Origin of the sequence: Micromonospora sp. WMMD961 (assembly GCF_029626145.1) — a bacterium.
Lineage (GTDB): Bacteria > Actinomycetota > Actinomycetes > Mycobacteriales > Micromonosporaceae > Micromonospora.
In genome coordinates this window covers 4,566,501-4,591,968 of the sequence record NZ_JARUBJ010000002.1, presented here as the reverse complement: position 1 = coordinate 4,591,968, position 25,468 = coordinate 4,566,501, and the positions used below count along the sequence as shown (strand labels likewise).

26 protein-coding genes and 1 riboswitch are annotated in these 25,468 nt (G+C 71.3%); of the genes, 11 read left to right on the top strand and 15 right to left on the bottom strand.

The features are described 5' to 3' along the window. Positions 1-55: 55 nt before the first annotated feature. A riboswitch (cobalamin riboswitch) is annotated at positions 56-270 on the top strand. Positions 271-389: 119 nt separating this feature from the next. Then, positions 390-902: an acyl-CoA thioesterase gene (locus O7614_RS20790; RefSeq protein WP_278140148.1), complete on the top strand. Its 513-nt coding sequence runs from the start codon at positions 390-392 to the stop codon at positions 900-902. Between the two features lie 166 nt (positions 903-1,068). Continuing rightward, positions 1,069-2,055, top strand: a complete 987-nt coding sequence (locus O7614_RS20785; RefSeq protein WP_278140147.1) for a zinc-dependent alcohol dehydrogenase family protein — start codon at positions 1,069-1,071, stop codon at positions 2,053-2,055. 230 nt (positions 2,056-2,285) lie between these two features. On the opposite strand, the gene O7614_RS20780 is transcribed toward O7614_RS20785, so the two are convergent. From O7614_RS20780 to O7614_RS20755, 6 genes are all read right to left on the bottom strand, one after another. Next, on the bottom strand, positions 2,286-2,864 hold the full coding sequence (locus tag O7614_RS20780) for an HD domain-containing protein (RefSeq protein WP_278140146.1): 579 nt from the start codon (positions 2,862-2,864) through the stop codon (positions 2,286-2,288). Positions 2,865-3,251: 387 nt separating this feature from the next. Further along, on the bottom strand, positions 3,252-3,932 hold the full coding sequence (locus O7614_RS20775; protein WP_278140145.1) for an ATP-binding cassette domain-containing protein: 681 nt from the start codon (positions 3,930-3,932) through the stop codon (positions 3,252-3,254). Then, a complete protein-coding gene (locus O7614_RS20770) occupies positions 3,929-4,933 on the bottom strand; it encodes an ABC transporter ATP-binding protein (protein ID WP_278140144.1) in 1,005 nt (334 codons plus the stop codon). The genes O7614_RS20775 and O7614_RS20770 overlap by 4 nt, the downstream gene beginning before the upstream one ends. Further along, a complete protein-coding gene (locus tag O7614_RS20765) occupies positions 4,930-5,814 on the bottom strand; it encodes an ABC transporter permease (protein WP_278140143.1) in 885 nt (294 codons plus the stop codon). Before O7614_RS20765 ends, O7614_RS20770 begins: the two co-directional genes overlap by 4 nt. Further along, the gene (locus tag O7614_RS20760) at positions 5,807-6,799 is read right to left on the bottom strand and encodes an ABC transporter permease (protein ID WP_278140142.1); all 993 of its coding nucleotides are present in this window, start codon (positions 6,797-6,799) and stop codon (positions 5,807-5,809) included. Before O7614_RS20760 ends, O7614_RS20765 begins: the two co-directional genes overlap by 8 nt. After that, the gene (locus tag O7614_RS20755) at positions 6,796-8,394 is read right to left on the bottom strand and encodes an ABC transporter substrate-binding protein (RefSeq protein WP_278140141.1); all 1,599 of its coding nucleotides are present in this window, start codon (positions 8,392-8,394) and stop codon (positions 6,796-6,798) included. The genes O7614_RS20760 and O7614_RS20755 overlap by 4 nt, the downstream gene beginning before the upstream one ends. A gap of 304 nt (positions 8,395-8,698) precedes the next feature. Here O7614_RS20755 and O7614_RS20750 point away from each other — a divergent pair, with 304 nt between their 5' ends. The 3 genes from O7614_RS20750 (at position 8,699) to O7614_RS20740 (ending at position 10,749) form a co-directional block, all read left to right on the top strand. After that, entirely contained in the window at positions 8,699-9,391 is a 693-nt protein-coding gene (locus O7614_RS20750) for a hypothetical protein (protein ID WP_278140140.1), read from the top strand. Beyond that, positions 9,388-10,161 carry a sulfite exporter TauE/SafE family protein gene (locus O7614_RS20745; protein ID WP_278140139.1) on the top strand — a complete coding sequence of 258 codons (774 nt, stop codon included), beginning with the start codon at positions 9,388-9,390 and terminating at the stop codon, positions 10,159-10,161. Before O7614_RS20750 ends, O7614_RS20745 begins: the two co-directional genes overlap by 4 nt. Before the next feature lie 93 nt (positions 10,162-10,254). After that, positions 10,255-10,749 (top strand): signal peptidase II, encoded by a 495-nt coding sequence (locus O7614_RS20740; RefSeq protein ID WP_278140138.1) that lies wholly within the window; start codon positions 10,255-10,257, stop codon positions 10,747-10,749. Positions 10,750-10,751: 2 nt separating this feature from the next. Here O7614_RS20740 and O7614_RS20735 read toward each other — a convergent pair whose 3' ends face one another. Genes O7614_RS20735 through O7614_RS20720 form a run of 4 tightly spaced genes read right to left on the bottom strand, consistent with a single transcriptional unit; the run spans position 10,752 to position 14,240 of the window. Continuing rightward, positions 10,752-11,342: an LUD domain-containing protein gene (locus O7614_RS20735; RefSeq protein ID WP_278140137.1), complete on the bottom strand. Its 591-nt coding sequence runs from the start codon at positions 11,340-11,342 to the stop codon at positions 10,752-10,754. Next, positions 11,339-12,784: a LutB/LldF family L-lactate oxidation iron-sulfur protein gene (locus O7614_RS20730; protein WP_278140136.1), complete on the bottom strand. Its 1,446-nt coding sequence runs from the start codon at positions 12,782-12,784 to the stop codon at positions 11,339-11,341. Before O7614_RS20730 ends, O7614_RS20735 begins: the two co-directional genes overlap by 4 nt. Beyond that, positions 12,781-13,491: a (Fe-S)-binding protein gene (locus tag O7614_RS20725; protein WP_278140135.1), complete on the bottom strand. Its 711-nt coding sequence runs from the start codon at positions 13,489-13,491 to the stop codon at positions 12,781-12,783. The genes O7614_RS20730 and O7614_RS20725 overlap by 4 nt, the downstream gene beginning before the upstream one ends. 29 nt (positions 13,492-13,520) lie before the next feature. Further along, the gene (locus O7614_RS20720; RefSeq protein ID WP_278140134.1) at positions 13,521-14,240 is read right to left on the bottom strand and encodes a GntR family transcriptional regulator; all 720 of its coding nucleotides are present in this window, start codon (positions 14,238-14,240) and stop codon (positions 13,521-13,523) included. A 102-nt stretch (positions 14,241-14,342) separates the two neighbouring features. Between O7614_RS20720 and O7614_RS20715 the strand changes: the two genes are divergently transcribed. Genes O7614_RS20715 through O7614_RS20705 form a run of 3 tightly spaced genes read left to right on the top strand, consistent with a single transcriptional unit; the run spans position 14,343 to position 16,876 of the window. Next, positions 14,343-15,182 (top strand): fumarylacetoacetate hydrolase family protein, encoded by an 840-nt coding sequence (locus tag O7614_RS20715; protein WP_278140133.1) that lies wholly within the window; start codon positions 14,343-14,345, stop codon positions 15,180-15,182. A 17-nt stretch (positions 15,183-15,199) separates the two neighbouring features. Beyond that, positions 15,200-15,973 (top strand): SDR family oxidoreductase, encoded by a 774-nt coding sequence (locus O7614_RS20710; protein WP_278140132.1) that lies wholly within the window; start codon positions 15,200-15,202, stop codon positions 15,971-15,973. 12 nt (positions 15,974-15,985) lie between these two features. Then, positions 15,986-16,876 (top strand): hypothetical protein, encoded by an 891-nt coding sequence (locus O7614_RS20705; protein ID WP_278140131.1) that lies wholly within the window; start codon positions 15,986-15,988, stop codon positions 16,874-16,876. 257 nt (positions 16,877-17,133) lie between these two features. On the opposite strand, the gene O7614_RS20700 is transcribed toward O7614_RS20705, so the two are convergent. The 3 genes from O7614_RS20700 to O7614_RS20690 are packed head-to-tail and all read right to left on the bottom strand — an operon-like array spanning position 17,134 to position 18,631. Beyond that, on the bottom strand, positions 17,134-17,547 hold the full coding sequence (locus O7614_RS20700; protein ID WP_278140130.1) for an arsenate reductase ArsC: 414 nt from the start codon (positions 17,545-17,547) through the stop codon (positions 17,134-17,136). Next, entirely contained in the window at positions 17,544-18,281 is a 738-nt protein-coding gene (locus tag O7614_RS20695; RefSeq protein ID WP_278140129.1) for an MIP/aquaporin family protein, read from the bottom strand. The genes O7614_RS20700 and O7614_RS20695 overlap by 4 nt, the downstream gene beginning before the upstream one ends. Then, positions 18,278-18,631, bottom strand: coding sequence for a metalloregulator ArsR/SmtB family transcription factor (locus tag O7614_RS20690; RefSeq protein ID WP_278140128.1), 354 nt, complete (start codon positions 18,629-18,631; stop codon positions 18,278-18,280). Before O7614_RS20690 ends, O7614_RS20695 begins: the two co-directional genes overlap by 4 nt. A 94-nt stretch (positions 18,632-18,725) precedes the next feature. Here O7614_RS20690 and O7614_RS20685 point away from each other — a divergent pair, with 94 nt between their 5' ends. Further along, positions 18,726-19,163, top strand: a complete 438-nt coding sequence (locus O7614_RS20685; RefSeq protein ID WP_278140127.1) for an ArsI/CadI family heavy metal resistance metalloenzyme — start codon at positions 18,726-18,728, stop codon at positions 19,161-19,163. 99 nt (positions 19,164-19,262) lie between these two features. On the opposite strand, the gene O7614_RS20680 is transcribed toward O7614_RS20685, so the two are convergent. Then, positions 19,263-22,496 carry a glycoside hydrolase family 97 catalytic domain-containing protein gene (locus tag O7614_RS20680; protein WP_278140126.1) on the bottom strand — a complete coding sequence of 1,078 codons (3,234 nt, stop codon included), beginning with the start codon at positions 22,494-22,496 and terminating at the stop codon, positions 19,263-19,265. A gap of 124 nt (positions 22,497-22,620) precedes the next feature. Beyond that, positions 22,621-23,409: an FCD domain-containing protein gene (locus O7614_RS20675; protein WP_278140125.1), complete on the bottom strand. Its 789-nt coding sequence runs from the start codon at positions 23,407-23,409 to the stop codon at positions 22,621-22,623. Between the two features lie 231 nt (positions 23,410-23,640). Between O7614_RS20675 and manD the strand changes: the two genes are divergently transcribed. Beyond that, positions 23,641-24,870 (top strand): D-mannonate dehydratase ManD, encoded by a 1,230-nt coding sequence (gene manD / locus O7614_RS20670; RefSeq protein ID WP_278140124.1) that lies wholly within the window; start codon positions 23,641-23,643, stop codon positions 24,868-24,870. Then, positions 24,860-25,417: a gluconokinase gene (locus tag O7614_RS20665; protein ID WP_278140123.1), complete on the top strand. Its 558-nt coding sequence runs from the start codon at positions 24,860-24,862 to the stop codon at positions 25,415-25,417. Before manD ends, O7614_RS20665 begins: the two co-directional genes overlap by 11 nt. The last annotated feature ends 51 nt before the right edge of the window (positions 25,418-25,468 follow it).

The following is a 25,468-nucleotide window of genomic DNA, read 5'->3' as shown; positions in this document are numbered from 1 at the left end:
CGCCGCGCTGGTATCCCCGCGCTGTGCCCCCGGTGCCACGACTTCCCTGGCCAGCTATGCTGCGGGCGGCGCTGGTTCGTCCCGTCGTGACCGGCGGGGCGTCGTAAGAGGGAACCCGGTGGAAGTCCGGGACTGCCCCGCAGCGGTGAGTGGGAACGAACGCCGTCATCAGCACTGGGCCGTCGGCCTGGGAAGCGACGGCCGGTAGGAGACCGGCGCGACCGGTCAGGCCCGCGAGTCCGAAGACCTGCCTGCGCTGCGTACACGACCGTGTGCGCCGCCGTCGGCCTCGCGGGTGGGCTCAGCGGGTGACGTGCCGTCCGTCGGCGCGTGCTCGTCAGTGTTTCCGCGTTCCGGTGGTGTGGTTTCCCGAGGGACGGACTACCGCTGTGCACGACACCGCCACGATCGCCGGCCGAGCGCCGTCGGCGTCGCACCTGACCCTGTCGCAGATCATGGACCAGCACCACACCAACCTGATGGGTACGGTGCACGGCGGCCGGATCCTCAACCTCATCGACTCGGTGGCCGGGGTGGTCGCCGCCCGGCACTCCGACGGGCCGGCGGTCACCGCCGCGATCGACGAGACCGCGTTCCTGCGCGCGGTGCGGGTCGGTGACGTCGTGCACGTCGACGCCCGCATCACCTGGGCCGGACGCAGCTCGATGGAGGTCGCGGTCAAGGTCACCGCCGACCGCTGGGACCGGGCCGTGCCGCCCACCGACGTGGCCACCGCCCACCTGGTCATGGTCGCCATCGACGACGACGGCCAGCCGAGGACGGTGCCGCCGCTGCTACCCGAGACCGACGGGGACCGGAGGCGCTACCGCGAGGCGGAGATCCGTCGGGAGCACCGGTTGGCCTTGCGGCGGGCGCTGCTCGACGGCGCCGAGGACGGCTGAGAGGTTCTCGGACCGCCCGTTGCGACCTTCCTCGGGTAGCTCGCCGCGATCGTCGTCCGGCCGGGCACGCCGGATGCGGACGCAGGACAACTCGGATGTCGCCCGGCCGGCAACCCAATTGGATAGCGTCCAGGTGATGTATCGATCACGGAGGGTGTGAACCGTCATGCGCGCTGCGGTGCTGCGGGAGTTCGACAGTCCACTGACGGTGGAGGACGTCGATCAGCCCGCTCCCGGGGCGGGGCAGGTGCTGGTGCGGATCATCGCCAGCGGGGTCAACCCACTCGACACGAAGATCCAGGCAGGAAAGGCCGCGCACGCGCGGGTCCAGCCGCCCGCGGTGCTCGGACTGGACCTGGCCGGCGTCGTCGCTGCGGTCGGCGCGGAGGTGGCCGGGTTCGCGCCGGGAGACGAGGTGTACGGGCTGTGCGGGGGAGTGGGCGACTTGCAGGGCTCGCTGGCCGAGTACGCCGCCGTGGACGCCCGGCTGCTGGCCCGCAAACCGAGCAGTCTGTCGATGCGGGAGGCCGCCGCGTTGCCACTGGCGGCGGTTACCTCCTGGGAGGGGCTGGTCGACCGGGCGGGGGTCCGCGCCGGGCAGAAGGTGCTGGTGCACGGCGGTGCCGGCGGGGTCGGATACGTGGGCGTGCAGCTTGCCCAGGCGCGCGGCGCCGAGGCGTACGCCACGGGCGGGCCGGCGAGCATGCGGGTGATCGAGAGCCTGGGCGCCGTGCCGATCGACTACACCTCGACCACGGTGGAGGAGTACGTCGAGAGGCACACCGGCGGCGAGGGGTTCGACGTCGTCGTCGACAACGTCGGTGGCGCGACGCTCGACGCGTCGTTCGCGGCGGTACGCACCTATCACGGGCACGTCGTCAGCGCGTTGGGTTGGGGGTCGCACTCGCTCGCCCCGCTGTCGTTTCGTGGCGCGACCTACTCCGGCGTGTTCACTTTGCTGCCGATGCTCACCGGACGGGGCCGCGAACACCACGGCGACATCCTGCGCGAGATCGCGACGCTGGCCGACGCCGGTGCCCTGCGCCCGCGACTGGATCCACGCACGTTCACGCTCGACACGGTCATGGACGCCCACCGGCTGGTCGCCGACGGCACCGCCGAGGGCAAGGTCGTCGTGGACGTCGCCGGTTGAGCAGAGCTGTTCGTTCGGGACGAAGGAGTCTAGCTCTGCGAGGAGCCGATCGACGGAGCTAGTTGTGCTGGGCCACCAAGATCATGCCGTCGTCAGGCCGTCGAAGGTGGATCGGCAGCGACAGAGGTTGACCAACGTTGACTGCCTGCGTCCCAGGTTGAGAGGTGTGATGCCCGCTTTGATCGCCTTCGCCGCCCACCGAGATCAATACAACGCCACGTCTTGAACACTTACTCCTGTGCCGTGGGAGTGAGCCAGGCCAGGGGTTGTCCGCTGAGGGCGGCGTCGGCAAGGCGGTGGGCGCTGGCGGTCTTCAGGGCGGCTCGTGAGCTGTCGATCCAGCGCTGCACGTTGTCGACGCCTTGGTGGCGGTACTCGACGGCTTGGACGAGGCATTCCAGCTTGTCAGCGTCACGAGCGACGACAGCTTCTAGTGTCTCGCCGGCTTCGTATTCGACGACTGCGGCGGTGATGACGTCGGCGACGGCCGGTGGGCAGGCGGCGACCTGGTCGGCGGTGACGGCGGTGTTGGGTACGGCGGTGAGATAGCGCTTGGCGATGTGTGGGATGTCGGTGATTCGGGTTTCCTGGGTGTCGTGCAGGACGCAGAGCATCGACACTCGGGCTGGGTCGGCGCCCTCCATGGCGGCGAGCATCATTCCGATGAGCGCCGTTCGGAAGGAGTGCTCGGCGATGGACTCGGGTTGCTTGACGCCAGCGAACCACCAGCCGGTGCGGGCGGCGCGTTTGAGGACGCCGGCTTCGAAGATGAAGTTCATCGCTCCGGCGGCGTCGTGGTCGTCGGTCATCTGCCCGTCCCTGTGCCGGTGAGTCCGTCCGCCCGCAGGCTGTAGACGATAGAGGTTCCTGCGGCCCGGCGACGAGAAGTTCCACTACAGCGACGGCTCCCATAAGTGGATCCCACCGGACCCGGACTACGACCAGGAGGTCTGGGACGAACAGGTCCGCCAACACAAGCATGGACACCTGTCGGCCGCCTACTTCGACCGCCCCGGCCCGAGGGTCGTCGACGGCGCGGAGATCCTCGCCGGCATCCTCGCTGGCCGTCCAGACTCCCGCGCTCGGCGGGTTTCCGCCGACGTCGGTTGAACTGTCGCGCCTGAGCGGCCGCGATGACAGCTGACGCCGATCGCCCGCTGCCCCGGCATTCGCAACGTACCGCACCGCACCGAGGGTCAGGCGTGTGCCCTCGCTGCACCAGCGAGGTCGACGATCCGGTCGCACCAGCGGTCCATCAGCGTCTGGTCGTGGCTGATGACCAGGACGCCGGCCCGCTGGGTGCGCTGGTAGTCGCGGATGACGGCGGCGACGTGCGCCTGGGTCGAGGCGTCCAGCATCGCCGTGGCCTCGTCACAGAGCAGGTAGTCCGGCCGGTGTACGAGGGCGCGGGCGAGGCAGGCCCGTTGTAGTTGCCCGTCGGACACCGCGTGTGGGCGTCGGCCGCGCAGGTCGGCGGTGAGGCCGACGAGGTCGGCGAGTTCGGCCACCCGCTCCCGGACCGTCGACTCGGGCGTTCGGACGGCGCGGAGCGGTTCGGCCATCAGGTCGTCGAGGCTCAGCCGGGGATCGGCGGCGGCGCGCGGGCTCTGGAAGAGGACGGCGACGCGGGTCCGCAGGTCGACCGGCACGGCGTAGCGCACTCCGTGGACCGGCGTGCCGTCGATGCTGACCTGGCCGTGGTCCGGGCGGTGCAGCAGGGCCAGGACCCGGACCAGTGTCGACTTGCCGCAGCCGGACGGGCCGCGAAGTCCGACCGTCTCGGCCCGATCGACCCGCACCGTGACGCCGTCGAGCACGACCTGACGGCCGTATCCGACGGTGACCTCGTCGGCGAGTAGGTGCTGCTGGCTGGTCACGCGACGGCTCCGGTGTGGATCGGGTGGTGGCAGACGACAGTGCCGTCACCGGCGACCGGTGTCGGCGGTGGTTGGATCGCGCAGGTGTCGGTGCGGTGCGGGCAGCGGGGCGCGAAGGCGCAGCCCGGAGGCAGCGCGGTGAGCATCGGCGGGTCGCCGGGCACCGGCCGGAAGGCGCGGTCCGGCAGGGCGTCGAGCAGCGCCGCCGCGTACGGGTGGGCTGGCGCGGTGAAGAGCGGTTCCGCATCCCGGTGTTCCACGACGCGGCTGGCGTACATGACGGCGACGGTGTCGGCGACCCGTTGCGCGGCGGCCAGGTCGTGCGTGATGAGGACGACGGCCGATCCGTTGTCGCAGCGGCGGCGCAGCAGGTCGAGGGTGTGGTCCACCAGCGGCCGGTCGAGGCCGGTGGTGGGCTCGTCGGCGATGAGCAGCGACGGGTCCGGTGCCAGTGCGAGGGCGGTGACCAGCCGCTGCGCCATGCCGCCGGAGAGTTCGTGCGGGTAGCGGTCCAGGTCGGCCGGGTCGAGCCCGACGTCGAGGGCGAGCCGGTCGGCGTCGGCGCGGTCCCGACCGTGCGCGCGCAGCGTCTCGGTGAGGAGTCGCCGTCCGGTGCGGACCGGGTTCAGCGCGGTGGCCGGGCTCTGCGGGACCAGCCCGACCCGACGGCCGCGTACCCGCCGGGCCAGGTGACGCTGACCGCAGGTGACCAGGTCGACCGGGTCGGTGCCGGGGTGGTGCAGGACGGCGTGGCCGGTGATCGTGGCGTTGCCCGGCAACAGGCCGAGCAGCGCGTGGGCCAGGACGGACTTGCCGCAGCCGGACTCGCCGACGACGGCCAGCAGTTCACCGGCCCGTACGGTGAGGTTGAGGTCGGTGACGGCGCGCACTGTCGTGTCGCGCAGCCGGAACTCGACGCCGAGGCCGTCCACTGCCAGCAGCGGGCCGGTTTCGGTGGTGCGGCCGGGCGCCGGGGCGGAGACGTGTTCGGTGGTGGTCACAGGTGCAGCTCCGCTCGGACCCGGGGATCGAGGCGGTCGCGCCAGCGGGCGGCGAGGACCGCGATGGCGAGGGTGACGACGACGATGACCGCACCCGGCGCCAGGCTGGCCCACCACGCACCGGTCAGCAGCGACCCCTGACCGTCGTTGATCATGTTGCCCAGCGAGGCGAGGTGCGGCGGCAGGCCGAGGCCGAGGAAGGACAGCGCCGTCTCGTGCCACACCGCGTGCGGAATCATCAGGGTGGTGGCCAGCGCCAGCCGGGGCAGCACATGGGGCAGCAGGTGTCGCGTCAGGACCCGGCCCCGACCGGCTCCGCCGCTGATGGCGGCGTCGACGAACGGCCGGGTACGAAGGCTGAGCAACTCGGACCGGACGATGCGCGCGGTGGAGAGCCAGTGGGTGAGCCCGACGGAGGCGATCACCGCGCCGAGGCTGGGCCGCAGCATGGCGACGATGAAGATGCCCAACAGCAGGTGCGGCATCGCGGCGATGGTGTCCACGATCCGCATCAGGACGCGGTCGACCCGGCCGCCGAGCGTACCGGCGATTCCGCCGACCACGCCGCCGAGGACGGTGGCGACGAGCGCGGCGACCGCGCCGACGAGCAGCGACACCCGCAGCCCGTAGACGGCGCGGTGCGCCACGTCCCGGCCGAGGTCGTCGGTGCCGGCGAGGTGGGTCCAGGACGGTGCCAACCGGGTCTGGTCCAGGGCGACCGCGCTCTGGTCGAGCGGCCAGAGGAGTGGGGCCAGCAGCGACCCGACGACGGCGATGACGAGGACCAGACCGGCGATGACGACACCGGTCTGGCCGGGCCGCAGCCGAAGCCGGGACCGGACCACCCGGAGCAGCGGCGGTCGGGTGGCAAGGTCAGTCATCGAGTCGCACCCTCGGGTCGGCGGCGGCGTAGGCGAGGTCGGTCGCGAGGTTCGCGGCCAGTACCACCGCGGTGGTGACCAGCGTGATCGAGGCCAGCAGCGGGAAGTCGCTGCCCAGGGCGGCGGCGACCGTGACGGCCCCGAGGCCCGGCAGCGAGAAGACCGTCTCGACCAGCACCGCCCCGCCGACCAGCTCCGGCAGGTGGGTGCCGACCAGGGTGAGGAACGGCAGCAGCGCGGTCCGCAGCGCGTGCCCGAACAGCACTGTCCGTCCGGGCAACCCGCGGGCCCGCGCCGCGAGCACGTGGTCGTCGCGCATGCTCTCCGCGACCGCGTCCCGGACGAACAGCACGAACCACGGCGCCTGGGACACGGCCAGCACCCCGACCGGCAGGATCAGGTGGTGCGCCACGTCGGCCCAGGACGTGCTGGTCGCGGTGACGTCGGTGAGCCCGCCAGCCGGCAACCACCCCAGTGCCAGCGCGAACACGGCGATCGCGGCCAGGCCCAGCCAGAACACCGGCATCGACTCGACCGCATAGGCCGCCGTCCGTAACGCGCGGTCGAACACCCCACCCCGGCGATACGCGGCCAGCGCGCCCAGCAGCAGACTCGCGACCAGCACCAGGGCGAGGGTCACGCCGATCAGCAACAGCGTCCAGCCGGCCCGGGCGGAGAGCACCGAGGCGACCGGCTCGTGTCGACTTGTCGACCAGCCCAGGTCGCCCCGGACCAGGTTGCCGATCCAGCGCAGGTACTGCACCGGCAGCGGGTCGTCGACACCCCAGTTGGCGCGGATCTGCGCCAGGTTCTCCTCAGTCGCGGTGAAGGCCGCCGCGCCCGCGTACTGCTTGGCGGGGTCCACCGGGGACGCGGCGCCGAGGGCGAACATCCCGATGCTGGTCGCGGCGAGCACCGGTACGGCGACCAGGAGCCGGCGCCGGACCACCGCCCCCGCCCCGGCCAGCCGAGTGGAGCGGGTCACGAGCGGGTCCAGGTGTTGATGTTCCACCAGATGCTGTTCTCCACCCCGTGTTCGTGCGCCTCGACCCGGGGGGTCACGCCCCGCACCGAGGACTTCAGCACGTAGGTGTGCCGCAGGTAGGTGAGGAACAGCCACGGCACGTCGGCGGCGAGCTGCTTCTGGAACTGCGCGTACGCGGCCTTGCGGCGGGTCGGGTCGATCTGGTCGCGCCCCTCCTGCAGGGCGCGGTCCACCGTCTCCGAGCGGTACGAACCGGGGTTGAAGTAGCCCTGCCCGGCGAACCGGGAGCCGAACAGCTTGTACGAGACGAAGTCCGGGTCGTACGGCGTGCCGTAGCCCATCAGCAGGGCGTCGGACTTCATCCGGGGGTCGATGGCGTCCCAGGTGAGCCCGGCCGGGGTGACCTCGATGCCGATCTTCTTCGCGTCGGCGGTGACCGCCAGGGCCAGGTCCTTGCGCAGGGTGTCGGTAGCCGGGTACATCAGCGTGAACCGGGCCGGGCGGCCGTCCTTGACGCGTACCCCGCCCGCGCCGGGCTTCCAGCCGGCCGCGTCGAGTAGCGCGCCCGCCGCCGCCGGGTCGGCGGTCGGCGCGCCGACGATCGATGGCTCGGCGAACTCGGAGGTCGGGGGGACCGGCCCGAACGCTGGCTCGCCCGCGCCGCCGAGGATGCCGGACACCATCGCGGCACGGTCGACGGCGACGGTGAGCGCACGGCGGACCGCCGGGTCGGCGAGGACCGGGTTGCCCATCGGCAGCATCACGCCGCGGTAGTCGGCGCTCGGCACCCGCTGCACCCGGTACGCGGCATCGGAGTCGAACCCGGCGGCGAGCTTCGGCGGCAGCTCGGCGGCGTCGAACTCGCCGGCCCGCATCCGCTGGGCGCGGACGTTGTCGTCGGCGACGAACGCCACCACTACCCGGTTGTTCGCCGGACGTCCGCCGAAGTAGCGCTCGTTCGCGGTGAGCACCAGCCGGTCGCCGGGCGTCCAGGACTCGACCTGGTACGGCCCGGTCCCGACCGGCTTGCGGTTGAACCCGGTCGTGTTGATGTCCTGCCCGTTGAGCAGCTTCGACGGCACGATGCCGAGGGTGAGTCGCTGCAGGAACGGCGCGTACGGGTAGCGCAGCGTGAACACGACGGTGGACGCGTCGGGCGCGGTCACCGACTCCAGCATGTCGAGGTCGGAGCGGAGCGTGGAGTCGACCTTCGGGTCCAGCACGGCCTGGTAGGTGAAGACGACGTCCGGTGCGCTCAGCGTGCTGCCGTCGTGGAACAGCACGCCGTCGCGGAGCTTGGCGGTCACGGTGCGCCCGTCGGGAGACACCGTCGGCAGGGCCGCGGCGAGACCGGGGACGAGGCGGTTGTCGCCGTCGCGGGCGACGAGCCCGTCGAAGATCAGCGCGGCGCCGTCGACGCCGAAATTGAGCACCGGGTTGAGTGCGTCGGGCTCGCCGGAGGTGGCCACGACCAGGGTCGTGCCCCCGGCTGGGCGGTCCGGAGTGGTCGGGGCCGAGCAGCCGGCGAGGACGAGCATCCCGGCCGCTGCGGTCGACGCCACGAGGCGCCGGAAGGTCGGACGGATCCGGGTCACGGAGCGCTCCTGTGCTGTGGGAAACGGGTCGTGGGCGTGCGGTGCAGCAGCCACAGTTGATGATCACGGTGGCACAATTGCCACTCTTTGGCAATTACCAGTTGTCTGCATCATGAACACGAGGGTCCGCCCGCCCACGTCGGCCGAAGAGTTGATCAACTAACTGTTCACGTCGCCGTTTCGTCCCACACACCGGCCCGGGCCTGCACGTTTGCCGACGGCCTGCATCGTGGCCGCGAATCGTGTAGTCGCAATCCTGGAGCCCTCCTTGTCAGTGCATCGACCTCGGCGACGACGAAGCGCGGTGCCGGTGATCCCGCTGGCGGCCCTCGCCGTCGCCGCGGCCGTCCTGGCGCTGCCGTCCCCGGCGGCGGCGCACCCGTTCGGTGACCCGCAGACCGTGTCCATCACGCCCGACGAGCAGCGGCCCGACGTGGTGCGGGTGCGGTGGCGGGTCGGCGGTCCCGACGACCTCACACTGCTCGGCGTCTCGCTCGGCCTGTTGCCGGCCGACCGCGTCCTGCTCGACGGTGCGGTCGACTACCGGACGACCGATCCGGCGGTGATCGCGTCGTCCGAGCAGTTCCCCGCGTACCTGCTCAGGCAGATCACCGTGGCCGACGGGGCGCGGCAGTGCGTCGGCGTGGTCGCGCCGCTGAAGGCACTGGCGCGTACCGGTGCGACTGTCGACTACACCTGCCCGGGCCCGGTCGGCACGGTCACCGTCGCGGTGCGGATGCTCACCGACCTCAACCCCGCCTACCGGGCGATGGCCACCGGCCCCGGCGGGCAACGCGCGGTGTACGGCTCCGGCGAGGACTCCCACGACTGGACCATCGCCGGTGGCAGGCCGACTGTCGGCAGCACCAGTCCCAGCACCAGCACCGGCCGCAGCGCCGCCGTCCAGATCGCCGCCGTCGTCGGTGGCGGGCTGCTGGTCGCGGTCGGGGCGCTGCTCGTGTCCCGGCGGATGCGGCGACGGCGAGCCGTGGCATGACCGCGACCACAGTCCTCTCCGCGTCCCTCGCGGACCGGTTGCAGGACATCGTCAACTCGCCGGGCGTACCCCCGCTCGCGTTCGTGCTGGCCTTCGCCGCCGGTGCGGGGCACGCGGTGGCTCCCGGGCACGGCAAGAGCCTGGCCGCCGCCTACCTCGCCGGCTCGCGCGGGCGGATCCGGGACGCCGCCTGGCTGGGTGGTTCGGTGGCGGTCATGCACACGATGTCGGTCCTGGTGATCGGCGTGGCATGGACCTTCCTGTCCCTGTCCGAGGTGATCCGGATGCAGGAACTCACGAGCTGGCTGCAACTCGGCGCCGGTCTGATCGTCCTGGCCACCGGTCTGTGGATGGTGCGCCGGCACCTGCACGTCGCCGGCCACAGTCACGACCACGGCCACACCCACGGCCACACCCACACCCACACCCACGAGCACGGCAAGCGTCCCGGTCTGTTCCTGCTGGGCATCTCCGGCGGGCTGACCCCGTCCCCGGCCGCGTTCCTCGTGCTGGCGACCGGGCTGTTCATCGGTCGGGCCGGCTTCGCCCTGCTGCTGGTCCTGACGTTCGGCCTCGGCATGGCCGTCGTGCTCTTCGGCGTCGGGGTCCTCGCGGTCGCCGGTAGCTCACTGGTCACCCGCGGTGCACAGTCTCGCGCCATTCTCGGCGTGGCCACCCGGGTGGCGCCCGTCCTCGCGGCCGGCGGTATCACGCTGTTCGGCGCGGGTCTCGTCACCGTCGCCGCGATCCACCTCGTCACCCTGACCTGATCACCGTCTGCCAGCCTTCGCCGGGTTGCCCGTCGAGAGAAGACGGCTCGCCGCCGGTGGTGAGGGCCGGGAAGGACCGGCTAGGGTTCCGCTGTGTTTCGCGCCGTCGTGTTGATCGCTGCTGTGGTGCTCGCCTCGGATCAGGCCACGAAGTACTGGGCCGAGTCCGCGCTGTCCGACGGGCAGACCATCTCCCTCGTCGGCGACCTGCTGCAACTGCGGCTCGTCTACAACCCGGGCGCGGCCTTCTCGATCGGGTCGGCGTACACCTGGATCTTCGCGGTCTTCGCGGCGGCGGCCGTGGTCGCGGTGACGGTGGTGGCACGGCGGGTCACGTCGCGTCCGTGGGCGGTGGCCTTGGGGCTGGTGCTCGGCGGTGCGACGACGCACCTGCTGGACCGCCTCTTCCGCGAGCCGGGGTTCGCTCGCGGGCACGTGGTGGACTTCATCGACTACGCCGGGTTCTTCGTCGGCAACGTCGCGGACATCGCGTTGGTGGTCGGTGTGGGCATCGTGATGCTGCTCAACCTGCGGGGCGTCCCGCTGCGGGAGACGGCCCCGTCGGGCGAGCAGGTGTCATCCTCCTGAGGTCAGACCAGGACGACGTCCAGCCGGCGTGGGCCGTGCACGCCCTCGACCCGGTCGAGTTCGATGTCGCTGGTCGCGGACGGGCCGGAGATCCAGGTCAGCGGCGACCGCGCGTCCAGCCGGGTCAACGCCTCCGGCAGTAGCCCGACGACCTGGTCGGCGCGGACGACGCAGATGTGCCGGTCGGGCACCAGGGTGAGTGCCCGCCGGCCCTGCGCCGGGCCGGCGTCGAGGACGATGGTGCCGGTCTCGGCGATCGCCACGGCACAGCCGGTCAGGACCGCGTCCGTCGCGTCCAGCTCGGCCGGTGACAGCGGAGGAGCGTCGCGGCACACCTGCCCGGCATAGTCGGCCAGCCAGTGGGCGGGGACGTCGGTGGGGACGGCGAGTCGGTCCACCTGCGCCAGTAGCCCGGGCAGGGCGTCGATGCCGTGGTGGACGACCGCCCGGTAGTCCTCCAACCGGTCGACGAGCACCGCGACCAGGTCGGAGCGGTCGTCGACGCGGCGGTACCGGCGGGGCACCGGCATCGGCGGCGGGTCGTCGGACAGGGCCGTGCGGAGCCGCGCCAGGATCTCGTCACGTGCGGTCACTGCTGGTTCCACCATTCACGGAAGGTCTGCGGCGCGGGCAGCGGCACATCCCGCGAGCGGGTCCAGGCCGAGCCGGGCCAGGGCAGTTTACGCAGCGTACGGGCACCGGTGCGCCGCTCGCGGTAGGCGCCGAGCGGCCCCGCGCCGGCCCGGGCCAGGCGCAGGGCGACGGCCCAGCGCCGAGGGCTGCGCATCACCCAGGACAGGACGCGCATGGCGGCCCGTTCCGCCGGCGGGTGCGGTGCCTCCTGCCGGAGGTGGACCAGGATCTCCGGAATGTTGATCTTTACGGGGCACACGTCGTAGCAGGCGCCGCAGAGGGTCGACGCGTACGGCAGGGAGGCGTTGTCCGCCACGCCGGCCAGTTGCGGCGAGAGGATCGCGCCGATCGGCCCCGGGTACACCGACCCGTAGGCGTGCCCGCCGGCCCGCTCGTACACCGGGCACACGTTGAGGCACGCGGAGCAACGGATGCAGGACAACGCCGGCCGCCCGACCGGGTCGGCCAGCACCGCGGACCGGCCATTGTCGACCAGCACGATGTGCACCGACTGCGGGCCGTCACCCGGGGTGACACCGGTCCACATCGAGGTGTACGGGTTCATCCGCTCGCCGGTCGAGGATCGCGGCAGCAGTTGCAGGAAGACCTCCAGGTCGCTGAAGGTCGGCAGCAGCTTCTCGACACCGACGACGCTGATCAGCGTCTCCGGCAGGGTGAGGCACATCCGCCCGTTACCCTCGGACTCCACCACGACGAGCGTGCCGGTGTCGGCGATGGCGAAGTTGGCGCCGGACACGGCGACCCGGGCCGACAGGAAACGTCGTCGCAGGTGGGCGCGGGCCGCCTCGGCCAACGCGGCAGGCTCGTCACTGAGGTCGGCCGGCGCGTCCGGCATCCGACGCAGGAAGATCTCCCGGATCTGTGCCCGGTTGTAGTGGATCGCCGGCACCAGGATGTGCGAGGGGGTGTCGTCGCCGAGCTGCACGATCAGCTCCGCGAGGTCGGTCTCGTACGCGGCGATCCCAGCCGCCTCCAGGGCCTCGTTCAGCTCGATCTCCTGGGTGGCCATCGACTTGACCTTCACGACCTCGTCGGCCTCGGCGGCCCGGGTCAGCGCGACCACGATCCGGCATGCCTCGGCCGCGTCCCGGGCCCAGTGCACGGTGGCGCCGGCGGCGGTGGCGGACGCCTCGAACTGCTCCAGCAGCTCCGGCAACCGGCGTTGGACGTCCGCCTTGATCGCGGAGCCGGTGTCGCGCAGAGCCTCCCAGTCGGGTGCCTCGTCGACGACCAGGGCTCGCTTGGCGCGGATGGTGCGGGTGGCCCGGTGCAGGTTGGCCCGGAGTTGAGTGTCGGCGACGGCCGGTCTGGCGGCGGTGGGGAACGGTAGTGGCGTGCGGATGCGTCCGCTGCCGGTGGGCGGTGCGATCGGAGGGTTCACGAGGTGGCCCCCGTCGAGGCGAGGATCTCCGCGTAGTGCACGGCGCGTACGCCGGACCGGTGGCGGTCCAGGCCGCCTGAGATGTGGGCCAGGCAGGAGTTGTCGGCGGCGGCGAGCACCCGCGCCCCGGTCTCACCGACCCGGGCGCACTTGTCGGTGAGCATCGCGGTGGAGACGTCCGGGTTCTTCAGCGCGAAGGTGCCGCCGAAGCCGCAGCACTCCTCGGCGTCGCCCAACTCCACGAGGTCGATCCCGCGTACCTGGCGCAGCAGGGTCAGCGGCCGGTCGCCCAACCGCAGCATTCGCAGACCGTGGCAGGTGGGGTGGTAGGTGACCGTCTCCGGGAACTCCGCGCCGACGTCGGTGACGCCGAGGACGTCGACGAGCAGTTCGGACAGCTCGTAGGTGCGGGCGGCCACCGACGCGGCTGGCTGGTGCAGGCGCGGGTACTGGTCGCGGATCATCGCGGTGCACGATCCGGACGGCGCGACGACCGCGTCGTAGCCGTCGAAGACGTCGACGTAGTTGCGCACCATCGGCATCGCCTCGGCCCGGTAGCCGGTGTTGGCGTGCATCTGCCCGCAACAGGTCTGCCGGTCGGGGAACTCGACGGTGTGGCCGAGCCGCCGCAGGATGCGGGTGACCGCGATGCCGGTGGACGGGTACGCGAGGTCGTTGACGCAGGTGATGAAGAGGGCTATGCGCACGGCGGCTCCTCGGACGGGTCGGGGGTGGGTCACACCGGGTCGCGCGGTGTTCCGGGGGCGGGAAGCTGGTCGAAGGCGGGCAGGTGGCGCTCCCGGGCGGCGATCAGGTGCGCCCGCATCGCCTCGGTGGCGGCGTCGGAGTCACCGGCCGCGATGGCGGTGGCGATGCGTTGGTGCTCGGTGTTGGTGTCCGGTGCGCCGGTGACCGGGAAGTACAACCGGTGCAGGTGCAGGTGGGAGTGCAGCCGGGTGATGCTGTCCCGCAGCAGCGGGCTGCCGGCGCCCTCGGCGATCAGGTCGTGGAACGTGGCGTCCAGCGCGGTGAACGCGGCGTGTCGGCGGTATCCGTCGCCAGCCTCCATGTCGATGCTCGCTGCCGCCTCGGCGCTGATCCGCCGCCGCTGATCGGTGGAGGCGTGAGCGGCGGCCCGGCCGGCGGTGGCGCCCTCCAACAGCAGCCGGACCTCGAACAGGTCGTCGAACTCGGCGCGGGTCAGCAACGGCGTGGTGCTGTAGCCGGACAGCGGGCGTTTGCGGACCAGGCCGTCGGCTTCCAACCGGGCGAGCGCCTCACGTACCGGGGTGGGGGAGACGTCCAGCTCCCGGGCGAGAGCGTCGATGTTGACCCGCTCGCCGGGGGTCAGGAGGTGGTCCATGACCAGGGTCTTGATCGACTCGTAGACGTCCTCGGCGAGGGTGAGTCGACGGGCGGGACGGAGTCGGCCCTCGTGAGCTTCCTGCTGGGGCATCTCGTCTCCTCAACAACCCCTTGACTGTGCTGAGGTGAGCGGGTACACCAGCACAGGGCAGCATCCTATAGGAAATAGGCTCACCGCACTGGAGGTTGGTTCGTGAAGCTCATGCGCGTCGGGCCCGTGGGGCGGGAACGCCCAGTGCTGTTCGCCGACGGGAGGCACTTCGACCTCTCGTCGGTCACCGCCGACATCGACGGGGAGTTCCTCGCCGGCGACGGCGTCCAGCGGATCCGCGAGGCCACCGACCTGCCCGAGGTCGACATCACCGGCCAGCGGGTCGGCGCGCCGCTCGCCCGCCCCGGGGTGGTGCTCTGCGTCGGGCAGAACTACGCCGCGCACGCCGCCGAGTCGGGTGCCGAACCACCGACCGCGCCGATCATCTTCTACAAGGCACCCAACACGGTCGTCGGCCCGTACGACGAGGTCCTGATCCCGCGCGGCGCCACGAAGGCCGACTGGGAGGTGGAGTTGGCGGTGGTCATCGGCCGCCGGGCCCGCTACCTCGCCTCACCGGCCGACGCCCTCGACCACATCGCCGGGTACGCGCTCTCCAACGACGTCTCCGAGCGCGACTTCCAACTCGCCGTCTCCGGCGGCCAGTGGTCGAAGGGCAAGTCCTGCGAGACGTTCCAACCGCTGGGGCCGTGGCTGGTCACCGCCGACGAGATCGACGACCCGCAGGCGCTTCGGCTGCGCTCCTGGGTCAACGGCGAGCCCCGGCAGGATTCCAGCACCAAAGACATGATCTTCGACGTGGCGCACCTGGTCTGGCACCTGTCCCAGTACACCGTCCTGGACCCGGGCGACGTCATCAACACCGGCACCCCGGAGGGGGTGGCGCTCTCCGGCCGGTTCCCGTACCTGACCGCCGGTGACGTGATGGAGGTCGAGATCGACGGCCTCGGGCGTCAGCGCAGCCCGCTCGCGAACGCCTGATGGCAAGGGAGAGAAGCATGCGGTGTGACGGCCTGGTGGCGGTGGTGACCGGCGGAGGATCGGGCATCGGAAACGCCTGCGTACGGGCGTTCCTGGACGCCGGCGCCCGGGTCGGCGTGCTGGACCTGGACATCTCGGGCCTGTCCGAGGACCCTCGGGTGCACGCGGTCGCGACGGACGTGGCCGACCGGTCCTCGGTCAGCGCGGCCCTCGCCTCGGTGGCGGAGGTGTTCGGCGGCGTCGACATTCTGGTGAACAACGCCGCTGTCTCAGCGGTGGGCACCGTGGAGGAGGACGACGACGAGCAATGGAGCAGGGTGCTCGACGTCAACGTCTCCGGCGTGGCCCGCACGAGCGCCGTCGCCCTGCCGTACCTGCGCCGGTCGTCGTCCGCCGCGATCGTCAACGTCTCCTCGATCGCGGCGACCGTCGGCCTGCCCCGACGCGCGTTGTATTCGGCGTCGAAGGGCGCCGTGCACGCCCTCACCCTCGCCATGGCCGCCGACCTGGTGACCGAGGGGGTCCGGGTCAACTGTGTCGCCCCCGGCACCGTCGACACCCCGTGGGTGGCCCGCCTCCTCGCCGGGGCGGCCGATCCGACGGCGGAGAGGCGGCAACTGGCCGCCCGCCAGCCGACCGGCCGCCTGGTGACCGCCGACGAGGTCGCCGCCGCAGTCGTCTACCTCGCCTCGCCCGCGACCGGGTCGGTGACCGGCACGTCGCTGGCGGTGGACGGAGGCATGTCCGGCCTGCGACTACCCGCGCCCGCCAGCGTCACATCGGGTGCGTGACATGATTGCGCGATGGGGAAACAGCAGGACGTCGGCGCAGCCGACCGGCACCGCGGGCCCGGCAGCACCGACCACCGTCCGATCGGTGGCGACGCTGACGCTCGGCTCGCCCTCGCGCAGGACCCCACCACGCCGCAGATGACCCTGATCGACCTGGCGTCCGACCCGTCGGCAGTGGTCCGCAAGACGGTCGCCGCTCGGCCCGACGCCCCCGCGCAGGCCCTGCGACCGCTGACCAGGGACCACGATCGTCAGGTCCGTGAGGCGGTGGCGAGGAACCCGTCCTCCTCGGTCGGCAACCTCATGCGCCTCGTCAAGGACGCCGACCGTTGGGTGCGCTGGGCGGTCGCCAGCAACCCGGCCTGTGACGAGTCGATCCGGCGGGTGATGTCGGAGGCCTCGGACAAGGAGCTGCGCGGACTCCTCGCCGAGAGTCGCGAGCTGGAGCCCGAGTTGGCCGCCCGGCTGATCGACGACGCCTCACCCGAGGTACGCGAACGACTCGCCACCCACACCCACGACCCCGACGTGATCACCGCCCTGCTCGCCGATCGCACCGCCCGCGTACGCAAGGGGCTTGCCCGCAACCCGCGGACGACCTCCGCGCAACGCAGCGCGCTCGCCGCGGACCCGGTGGTCGACGTCCGTGCCGCGCTGGTCCGCGCTGTCGAGTTGGACGAGGCTGACCTGGAACGCCTGGTCGACGACCGCTCGGTGCAGGTCCGACTGGCGATGGCAACCTCCGAGGTCGTCCCGCCGCACGTCCGGGAGGCACTCACCCGCGATCCCGACGAGATGGTGGCCGCTGCCGCCCGGGACTTCCGGCCGGGCTCGGGCACCGCGTCAGCCGTGCGTGCCCCCCGCATCGGTCACCGCCCCTCCGCCGCCGGCCCGGGTCGTTAACGCCGGGCCGGCCCGTCGCCGGCGCGTCTTCTTGTCGGGCCGAGCCCGGATCGGATCACGACGATCCTCGACCCTGTCGACCGCAGCGTGCCGGTCGTCGGACCGTTCGTCAGCATCGGCGTCGTGGTCTGGCGGGCGTTGACGCCCGCCGGTTGCCGTCGGATTGAGCGGGTGGCGGCGGGTGTCACACGAGGGTGCTATCGACCTGATGCCGTAAACGAGTCAGGACCTTCACGACTCCCGGCTGTCGGCGACGCCTACGCGGCTCGGTGTCCGTCCAGTTCGGCGACGAGAGCCGCGACCCGGGCCCGGATGTCGTCGCGGATCTCGCGGACGACGTCCAGGGGTTGCCCGGCCGGGTCGGTGAGCTTCCAGTCCTCGTAGCGTTTGCCGGGGAAGACGGGGCAGGTGTCGCCGCAGCCCATGGTGACGATGACGTCGCTGGTCTCGGCGGTGTCCCAGGTGAGCCGTACCGGGATTCGGCCGGTGATGTCGATGCCGACCTCGCGCATGGCCTGGACGGCGACGGGGTTGAGTTGGTCGGCGGGTTCGCTGCCGGCGGAGCGGACCTCGATGGTGTCGCCGGCGAGGTGTCGAAGCCAGCCGGCGGCCATCTGGGAGCGGCCGGCGTTGTGGACACAGACGAACAGAACGGAAGGCTTGTCGCTCATCGCGTATCGGAATCCTGTGCTAGTCGGGGCATGAGGACGGCGTCGGCAGCGTGCCCGGCACCGGGATACCAGGCGGCCAGGGCGGCGACGGCGAGCAGCCCGCCGACGAGTTGGGCGGTCACGAAACCGGGCACCGAGGCAGGGGTGATGCCGGCGAAGGTGTCGGTGAAGGTCCGGCCAATGGTGACGGCGGGATTGGCGAAGGACGTGGACGAGGTGAACCAGTAGGCCGCCCCGATGTAGGCGCCAACGGCAGCAGGCGCGGCCGAGGTCCGTCCGGTACGGGCGAGGGCGAAGACCAGGACGACGAGACCAGCGGTGGCGACGACCTCGGCCAGCCACAGGTTCCCGCCCCTGCGGTCGGTCTGCGACCAGGCGACGGCCGGCAGATCGAACATGAGGTTCGCCAGCACGCATCCGCCGATCGCGCCGGTCGTCTGCGCGGCGGCGTAGGCGGCAAGGTCCGAGCCGGCCAAACCTGTTCCGGTACGTCGGCCGAGCCACCAGTCGACGGCGGACACGACGGGGTTGAGGTGCGCGCCCGAGACCGGCCCGAACATCAGGATCAGCGCTCCCAGCGCGAACGCCGTGGCGATCGCGTTCTCCAGAAGCTGGAGGCCGACGTCACCGGGCGACATCCGAGCCGCGGCGATGCCGGAGCCGACCACGGCGGCGACCAGCAGTGCCGTGCCGGCGAACTCGGCCGAGGCGCGCCGGGCGAGGGTGAGCCTCACGCGTCGACCGGCGCGGTCGTGGTGGGTAGGTCGAGCAGCGCGCCGAGCTGACGGAACGCCTCGGGCCTGACCCTGTACCAGACCCAGGTGCCGCGACGCTCCGAGTCGACCAGGCCGGCCTCCCGCAGCACCTTGAGGTGATGGGAGATCGTCGGCCCGGACAGGTCGAATGCCGGGGTCAGATCGCACACGCACATCTCCGGCACCGACGCGATCATCGACATCAGCCGCAGCCGGACCGGATCGCCGAGGGCCTTGAACATCGGCGCGACCACCGCCGCCTGATCGGCCTCCATCGGGCGGACCGCCAGCGGAGCGCAGCAGGCGACCGGCACAGCTTGTTTTGACATTCCTCTACCTTGACAGATATCAAAACAGAGTGCAACAGTGGGCCTGCTTCGAAATCCATCTAGACAGCAAGGTAGCCCCAGCAGGAGGTGTCCCATGTCCCGCGTCCAACTCGCCCTTCGCGTCTCCGACCTCGAAGGTTCGGTCGTCTTCTACTCGAACCTGTTCGGCGTCGAGCCGGCCAAGCGTCGACCCGGCTACGCCAACTTCGCCGTGGAGAACCCGCCCCTGAAGCTCGTCCTCATCGAGGGTGAGCAAGGGCAGCCCACGGTCATGGACCACCTGGGTGTGGAGGTGTTCTCCACCGACGACGTCAACGCGGCCACCAGGCGTCTCGCCGGGTCCGGCCTCATCACGCTGGAGGAGAACGACACCGAATGTTGCTACGCCCTTCAGGACAAGGTGTGGGTACGTGGCCCCGGCGGTGAGCCCTGGGAGGTCTACACCGTCAAGGCCGACGCCGACGTCCTCACGAAGTCGAGCGCAGAGGCGTGTAGGTGCGGCGGGCCGACACGCGCGCCGGACGTGGCCTGAGATCGGCCTGACCCACTCGGCTTCGCCGATGTCGGAGTGTTCGGAACGACCCGTTACCGCGACATCCTCGAAGCCGAGTGGATCATCGGCGGTGCCGGTTCACGACGTCCTGACGACTCCGAGGTCGGGTTCGAGAGTGATCGCGTCGACGTTGACGTTGCCGTTGTCGGTGGGGCCGAACACGAGGTCGACCGAGTCGCCCCGCGCAATCGGCAGCTTCACGGTCTGCTCGGACCAGGTCGGCCAGGTCGGCAGGGTCGGCATCGCGATCTGCGTCGATGCCGTCCCGCTGCGAAGCGTCATGGTCTGGGTGGCACCCATCGCGTTGCCGTACCGGACCCGCACCAGGTAGTCGCCGTCGCCGGTGACCGCGGCGGTGAACCGTACGCCGCTGTTCTGGGTTTTCAGGCAGGCCACGAAGCCGGTGCCGGTGTACCCGGCGTGATTGGTACGCAGGCAGGCCTCACCGAGCAGTTGCGCGGCCTCGGCCTGGAGGGTGCTCGGCCCGGCGGTGAGCGCGGCGGTGGAGGCGAGCAGCGTCGCCGCGACCTCCGGGTCGATCTGTGTGGCCGCAGCGGCCGTGACGAGGGCCTCGAACTGGTCGAGAGCCGTCCGCACGGCGGCGGTGTCGTTCGCCGAAGCCGATCGGGCCGCGCTCGCGATCTCGGCCACGAGTTGCCGGGCCAGCGCCGGGGCGATCGTCTGGTCGTCTGCGGCCAGCCGCACGTTGCGTGCGATGGCGAGGAGGCCGCGCGGAGGCCCGAGTCGGACGGTGAGCAGGTCGTCGATCGCGGTACGCGCCGTGACGGTCACCTCGGCCACCGGCTGGCGGTAGAGGTCCAGGCGGAGGTTCTGCAGCGCGCGCAGCCGACCGGTCACGTCGCCGCTGCTCAGCTCGGACTCGGCCTGGGTCGCCCGCTGTTGGAGCGTGCCGAGCGCCGACTGGGTCACGTCGCCGGACCGGTGCAGTTGTTGGAGGAGCTTCTGCACGGACCGGGTCTGCGGCACCCGGACCTGCTTGCCGTGCGCACCGGTGGGCGCGCCGACGGCAACCCTGAAGTCCTGGTCGGGGACCTGGGTTGCCGGCAGGGTCAGCTCGACAGTGGTGCTCGCCGTACCGGCGACGCGAACGGTCCGGGTGTCGCCGACGGCGCGACCGTCGACGAACACCTGGGCGGGAAGGGCCGACACGGTGCTGCCGGCGTTGGTGAGCGGCGCGGTCACGGTCAGCCGCTGCGTGGCCGCGTCCAACGTGGCCTCGGCGACGCCGAACCGTGCCCGGGGTGCGGCGTACCAGTCGAGGTCACGCAGATCCTCCTCGGAGGCGGGCCGGATCCGGATGGCCTGGCCACCTCCGGCGACCAGGGACATGCTGAGTTCCGTCGACGGGCGGACGAGAACCCGGCTGATCTCGACGGGCAGCGGGTTCGTGCGCCAGGTCGTCTCGGCGGCGTCGGCGTAGATCTCCGCCACGTACGAACCACGAGACAGGAACGACAGCGGCACCGGGAGAGTCCGGTCGTTCTCGTCGGTGATCGCACCGACGTACCAGGTGTCGCCGTGCCGGCGGGCCGTCGTGGTGTAGTCACCGATGGCGCTGTCGAGCACCCGGCTCTCGTCCCAGGAGGTCGGTAGGTCCTTCAGGTACGCGAAGCCGGGGTGCGCGGCGTAGTTCTCGGGGGTGTCCGCGAGCATCTGCAACGGGCTGTAGAAGATCGTGGACAGCGCCAGCTGGGCGGTGGAGGTGGTCTGGACACGGGTGCCGAGCTTGGCCGGATCCCAGGTCACGTTGAGCACGCCGGGGGTGTAGTCGGCCGGTCCGCCCATGAACCGGGTGAACGGCAGGATGGTGGCCTGCGCCGGCGGGTTCCCGTTCGCGCCCTTGTAGTTCTGCTGCTCCATCCCCGCGACGCCCTCGCCGCTCATCATGTTGGGGTAGGTGCGGGCCAGGCCGGTCGGCTTGATCGACTCGTGGGCGTTGATCGTGATGCGGTGTCGGGCCGCGGTGTCGATCACCCGCTGGTAGTGGCGTACCGCCTCCTGGTCGAAGTGACTGCGGTTCACCCCGCCCAGCAGGAACTTGGTGGCGTAGCCGGTCTTGATGGCGTGGATGCCGAGTTCCTCGTAGCGGGAGAAGATCTCCTCAAGGTGCTGGTCGTAGTAGTCGACGTCGCCCCGGGTCTCGTTGTGCGCGATGAACTCGACGCCGTTCTGCTCGGCGTAGTCGAGCACCGCGGGCAGGTCGAAGTCCGGCTGCGGGGTGAGGAAGTCCTGGTTCGCCCAGTTACCACCGGCGTTCGTGTTCCACCCCTCGGCCAGCACGAACTTGGCGCCGGCCTGCTTGGCCAGGTCGACGTACTGCCGGAGTCGGGCGGTGGTCGCGCCGTGGGTCGGCCCGTACGTCCAGGTGGTCTGGCGGCGCTGCAACTCCCACCACACGCCGACGTAGCTGGCCGGCTTGATCCACGACGTGTCGTCGGCGCAGATCGCGCACGGGTCGTTGAGGTTCTCGATCAGGTGGGACTCGGCCAGGTCACCCGGGCGCTCCCCGATGGTCAGGGTGCGCCACGGGGTGGAGAAGTCGCCGCGCAGCTTTGCCTTCGTGCCGTCCGGGAGGCTGATCAGGTCGCTGGAGAACCGTCCCGGCTGACCTGGCACCGCCTTCAGCGTCATGCTCGGGTAGTCGGTGAGGTCGGCCTCGTGCACCACCAGGTACGTCTTTCCGGCGGCCACCGTGATGGGGGTCTGCGCCGTGGGCACCGCCGACAGGGGCTGGTCGCGGTAGTGCTGCTCGTCGGCGTTCCAGTCCTTGCCGGCGGCGATCGACCAGCTTCGCGCGGCCGGGTCCAATGTGAACTCGGTGTGCTCGGCGGTCACCGTGTAGTCGTCCACCCCTGGCTGGGCCGGGATGTGGTAACGGATGCCGACACCGTTGTCGAAGACCCGCACGACGACGTCCAGACGGAAGCCCGTACCTGCCTGCACGGCGTGGACCGTGAGCTCACGAGCGTGGTTGCGGACGGTGCCGTCCGTGCCCCAGAGCGGTTTCCACGTCTCGTCGATGGTGCGACGTCGCACGGAGACGACGCTCATCGCCTCGGTGAGGCTGGGACGTCCGGCGAGGTCGAGGCCGAGACCGGAGGCGCCGACGACGACCTTCCCACGGTTGGTCACGCTGTACGAGAGCCGTCCACCGTCATCGCTGACGGCGACGCCCACCGTCCCGTCGGGGGAGCGGACGGTCTGCCCGGCGTTCAGTGTGGCGGCCACCGGCTCGGCGGCGCGCGCGGGTGCGCCGAGAAGCCCGGTTGAGACCGCGAGCGCCGCTGTCACCAGCAGGCCCAATCTCCGTGTCGATCCTCGACCAGCTCTGTGCATCCGTCAGTCCCCATCCTTGCCCGAGGCCGTGATCCGGCCGCAACACCTGGGACCCTAGATCCGAATGATCATGCTGCGGTCATCGGGTGGTCGGCGCGCCGCCATCCGCGCTCCGGTCGGGCCGGGCGGTCTGCTCCCACAGTGACCTCATCTCGCCGAACGCCTGCTCCATGAGAAGCACCATCGCCTGTCGGGCGCGCTCGCCGTCACGCCGCTGGATCGCCTGGGCGACGTCCGCGTGCATCTGCAGAGCCTCGTGGTGCGGGTGGTGTGGCATGAGGTGGTGCTTGTGCCGGCCGGTCAGCACCTCCGCGACCAGGTCCTGGAGCCGCACGAACATCTCGTTGCCGGAGGCGAGCAGGACGCGCCGGTGGAACTCGATGTCGAGGTGCAGGAAGCGTTCCTCGTCACCGGCCTCGCCGGCCGCCCACATCTTCGCCGCCAGCCCGACGAGATCGCTCGCCTCGTCGTGGCCGATCCGCGTCGCGGCCAGGAAGGCCGCGTGCGGCTCGACGGCGGTGCGTAGCTCGGTGATCGACCGGAGCTGGGCCATCCGGCCGGCCGAGGCGAGGCGCCACCGGATCACCTGCGGGTCGAAGACGTTCCACGTGCTCGCCGGCCGGATCACCACCCCGACGCGGCGGCGCGCCTCGATGAGACCCATCGAGGCCAGGACCCGCAGCACCTCGCGGACGACCGAGCGGGAGACGGCGTACCTGTCGACCAGTTCGTCGATGTTGAGGACCGCCCCGGGTGCCAGCTCACCACCGCAGATCGCGGTGCCGAGGCGTTCGAGGACGCGGGCGTGCAGCCCCGACTCGGCAGGGAGGGTTCGAGCGGCTGCAACCTCTGGTGAGGACGGTTCCACCCAAAGATCGTATCAGTTGGATTTATCTCTTGAAGTAATCAGCTTATTCCGCCTAGCATCCCGATATTAAGCGGATGTATCGCCGAGGTGGCGGCTCCCTCCGTGGGCGGTGACCACGGCAGGAGGCGAGACAAGCGTGCGACGTCGATGGGTGATCGGCGGCACGCCGACGGCTCCTTCGCGCAGTGGTGAGACCACCCCTCAGACCGGCACTAACGGAAAGGCACCCCCGTGAAGATCGTCGCCGCAGACGTCATCGTGTCCAGCCCCGACCGCAACTTCGTCACCCTGAAGATCACCACCGACGACGGCATCACCGGTCTGGGCGACGCCACGCTCAACGGCCGGGAGCTGTCCGTCGCCTCGTACCTGCGCGACCACGTCGCCCCGCTGCTGATGGGGCGCGACGCGCACCGGATCGAGGACACCTGGCAGTTCCTCTACCGCTCGGCGTACTGGCGGCGTGGGCCGGTCACCATGGCCGCCGTCGCCGCCGTCGACGTCGCGCTGTGGGACATCAAGGCCAAGGCCGCCGGCATGCCGCTCTACCAGCTGCTGGGCGGCGCGTCCCGCACCGGCATCATGGCGTACGGGCACGCGTCGGGGCGGGACATCCCCGAGCTGTTCGACTCGATCCGCCGCCACCTCGACGAGGGCTTCCGGTCGATCCGGGTGCAGACGTCGGTGCCGGGGATCAACGCCGTGTACGGGGTGGCCGCGCAGCCCAGCGCCACCGGTCAGCGCTACGACTACGAACCCGCGCAGCGCACCCCGCTGCCCGCCGAGGAGGACTGGGACACCCGCGCGTACCTGCGCCACCTGCCCACGGTCTTCGAGGCGGTCCGCGCCGAGTTCGGCCCGGAGCTGCCGCTGCTGCACGACGGTCACCACCGGATGACCCCGATCCAGGCCGCCAAGCTCGGCAAGTCCCTCGAACCGTACGACCTCTTCTGGCTGGAGGACTGCACCCCGGCCGAGAACCAGGAGGCGCTGCGGCTGGTCCGCCAGCACACCACCACCCCGCTGGCCATCGGCGAGGTCTTCAACACCGTCTGGGACTACCAGACCCTGATCCGCGAGCAGCTCATCGACTACGTCCGGTCCGCGGTCACCCACACCGGCGGCATCACCGCCATGCGCAAGCTGCTCGACTTCGCCGCCCAGTACCAGATCAAGTCGGGCATCCACGGCCCGACCGACATCTCCCCGGTGGGCATGGCCGCGGCGTTGCACCTGGACCTGGCCATCCACAACTTCGGGATCCAGGAGTACATGAAGCACACCGCGCTGGCCAACGAGGTGTTCCGGCAGTCGTTCACGTTCACCGACGGCTACCTGCACCCGGGCGACCAGCCGGGGCTCGGGGTGGAGTTGGACGAGGAGGTGGCGGCCCGATTCCCGTACGAGCCCGCCTACCTGCCGTTCAACCGGCTCAAGGACGGCACGGTCCATGACTGGTGAGCGACGCGGCGACGCCCGGCGCACCCGGCACGTCGTGGTGATGGGCGTCTCCGGGGCCGGCAAGACCACTGTGGCGCGCGGGATCAGCGCGGCGACCGGGCTGACGTTCGCCGAGGCGGACGAGTTCCACTCCCCGGAGAACGTGGCCCGGATGCGCTCCGGCGTACCCCTGGACGACACCGCCCGCTGGCCCTGGCTGTCCGACATCGCCGGGTGGATCGCCGATCGCGGCGCGGAGGGCCGGTCGACGGTGCTGGCCTGCTCGGCGTTGAAGCGGTCGTACCGGGACGTGCTCCGCCAGGGCGCGCCGCACCTGGACTTCGTGCACCTGCACGGGCCGGCGGAGGTCATCCGAGCGCGGATGGCCCGACGTGCGGGGCACTACATGCCGGCGAGCCTGCTCGAATCACAGTTCGCGACGCTGCAACCGGCCGAACCGGACGAGTCGGTGCTCGTGCTCGACGTATCGCTCGCCCCGCAAGCCCTGGTCGCGGCGGCCGTCGAGGGCCTCGGCCTGCCCGCCTCGATACCGACGGGGGAGCGGTAGCCGGGGCCGCCGCGGGACTGCCGACGCCGGCCGCGGCCGTCGAGGGTGGCG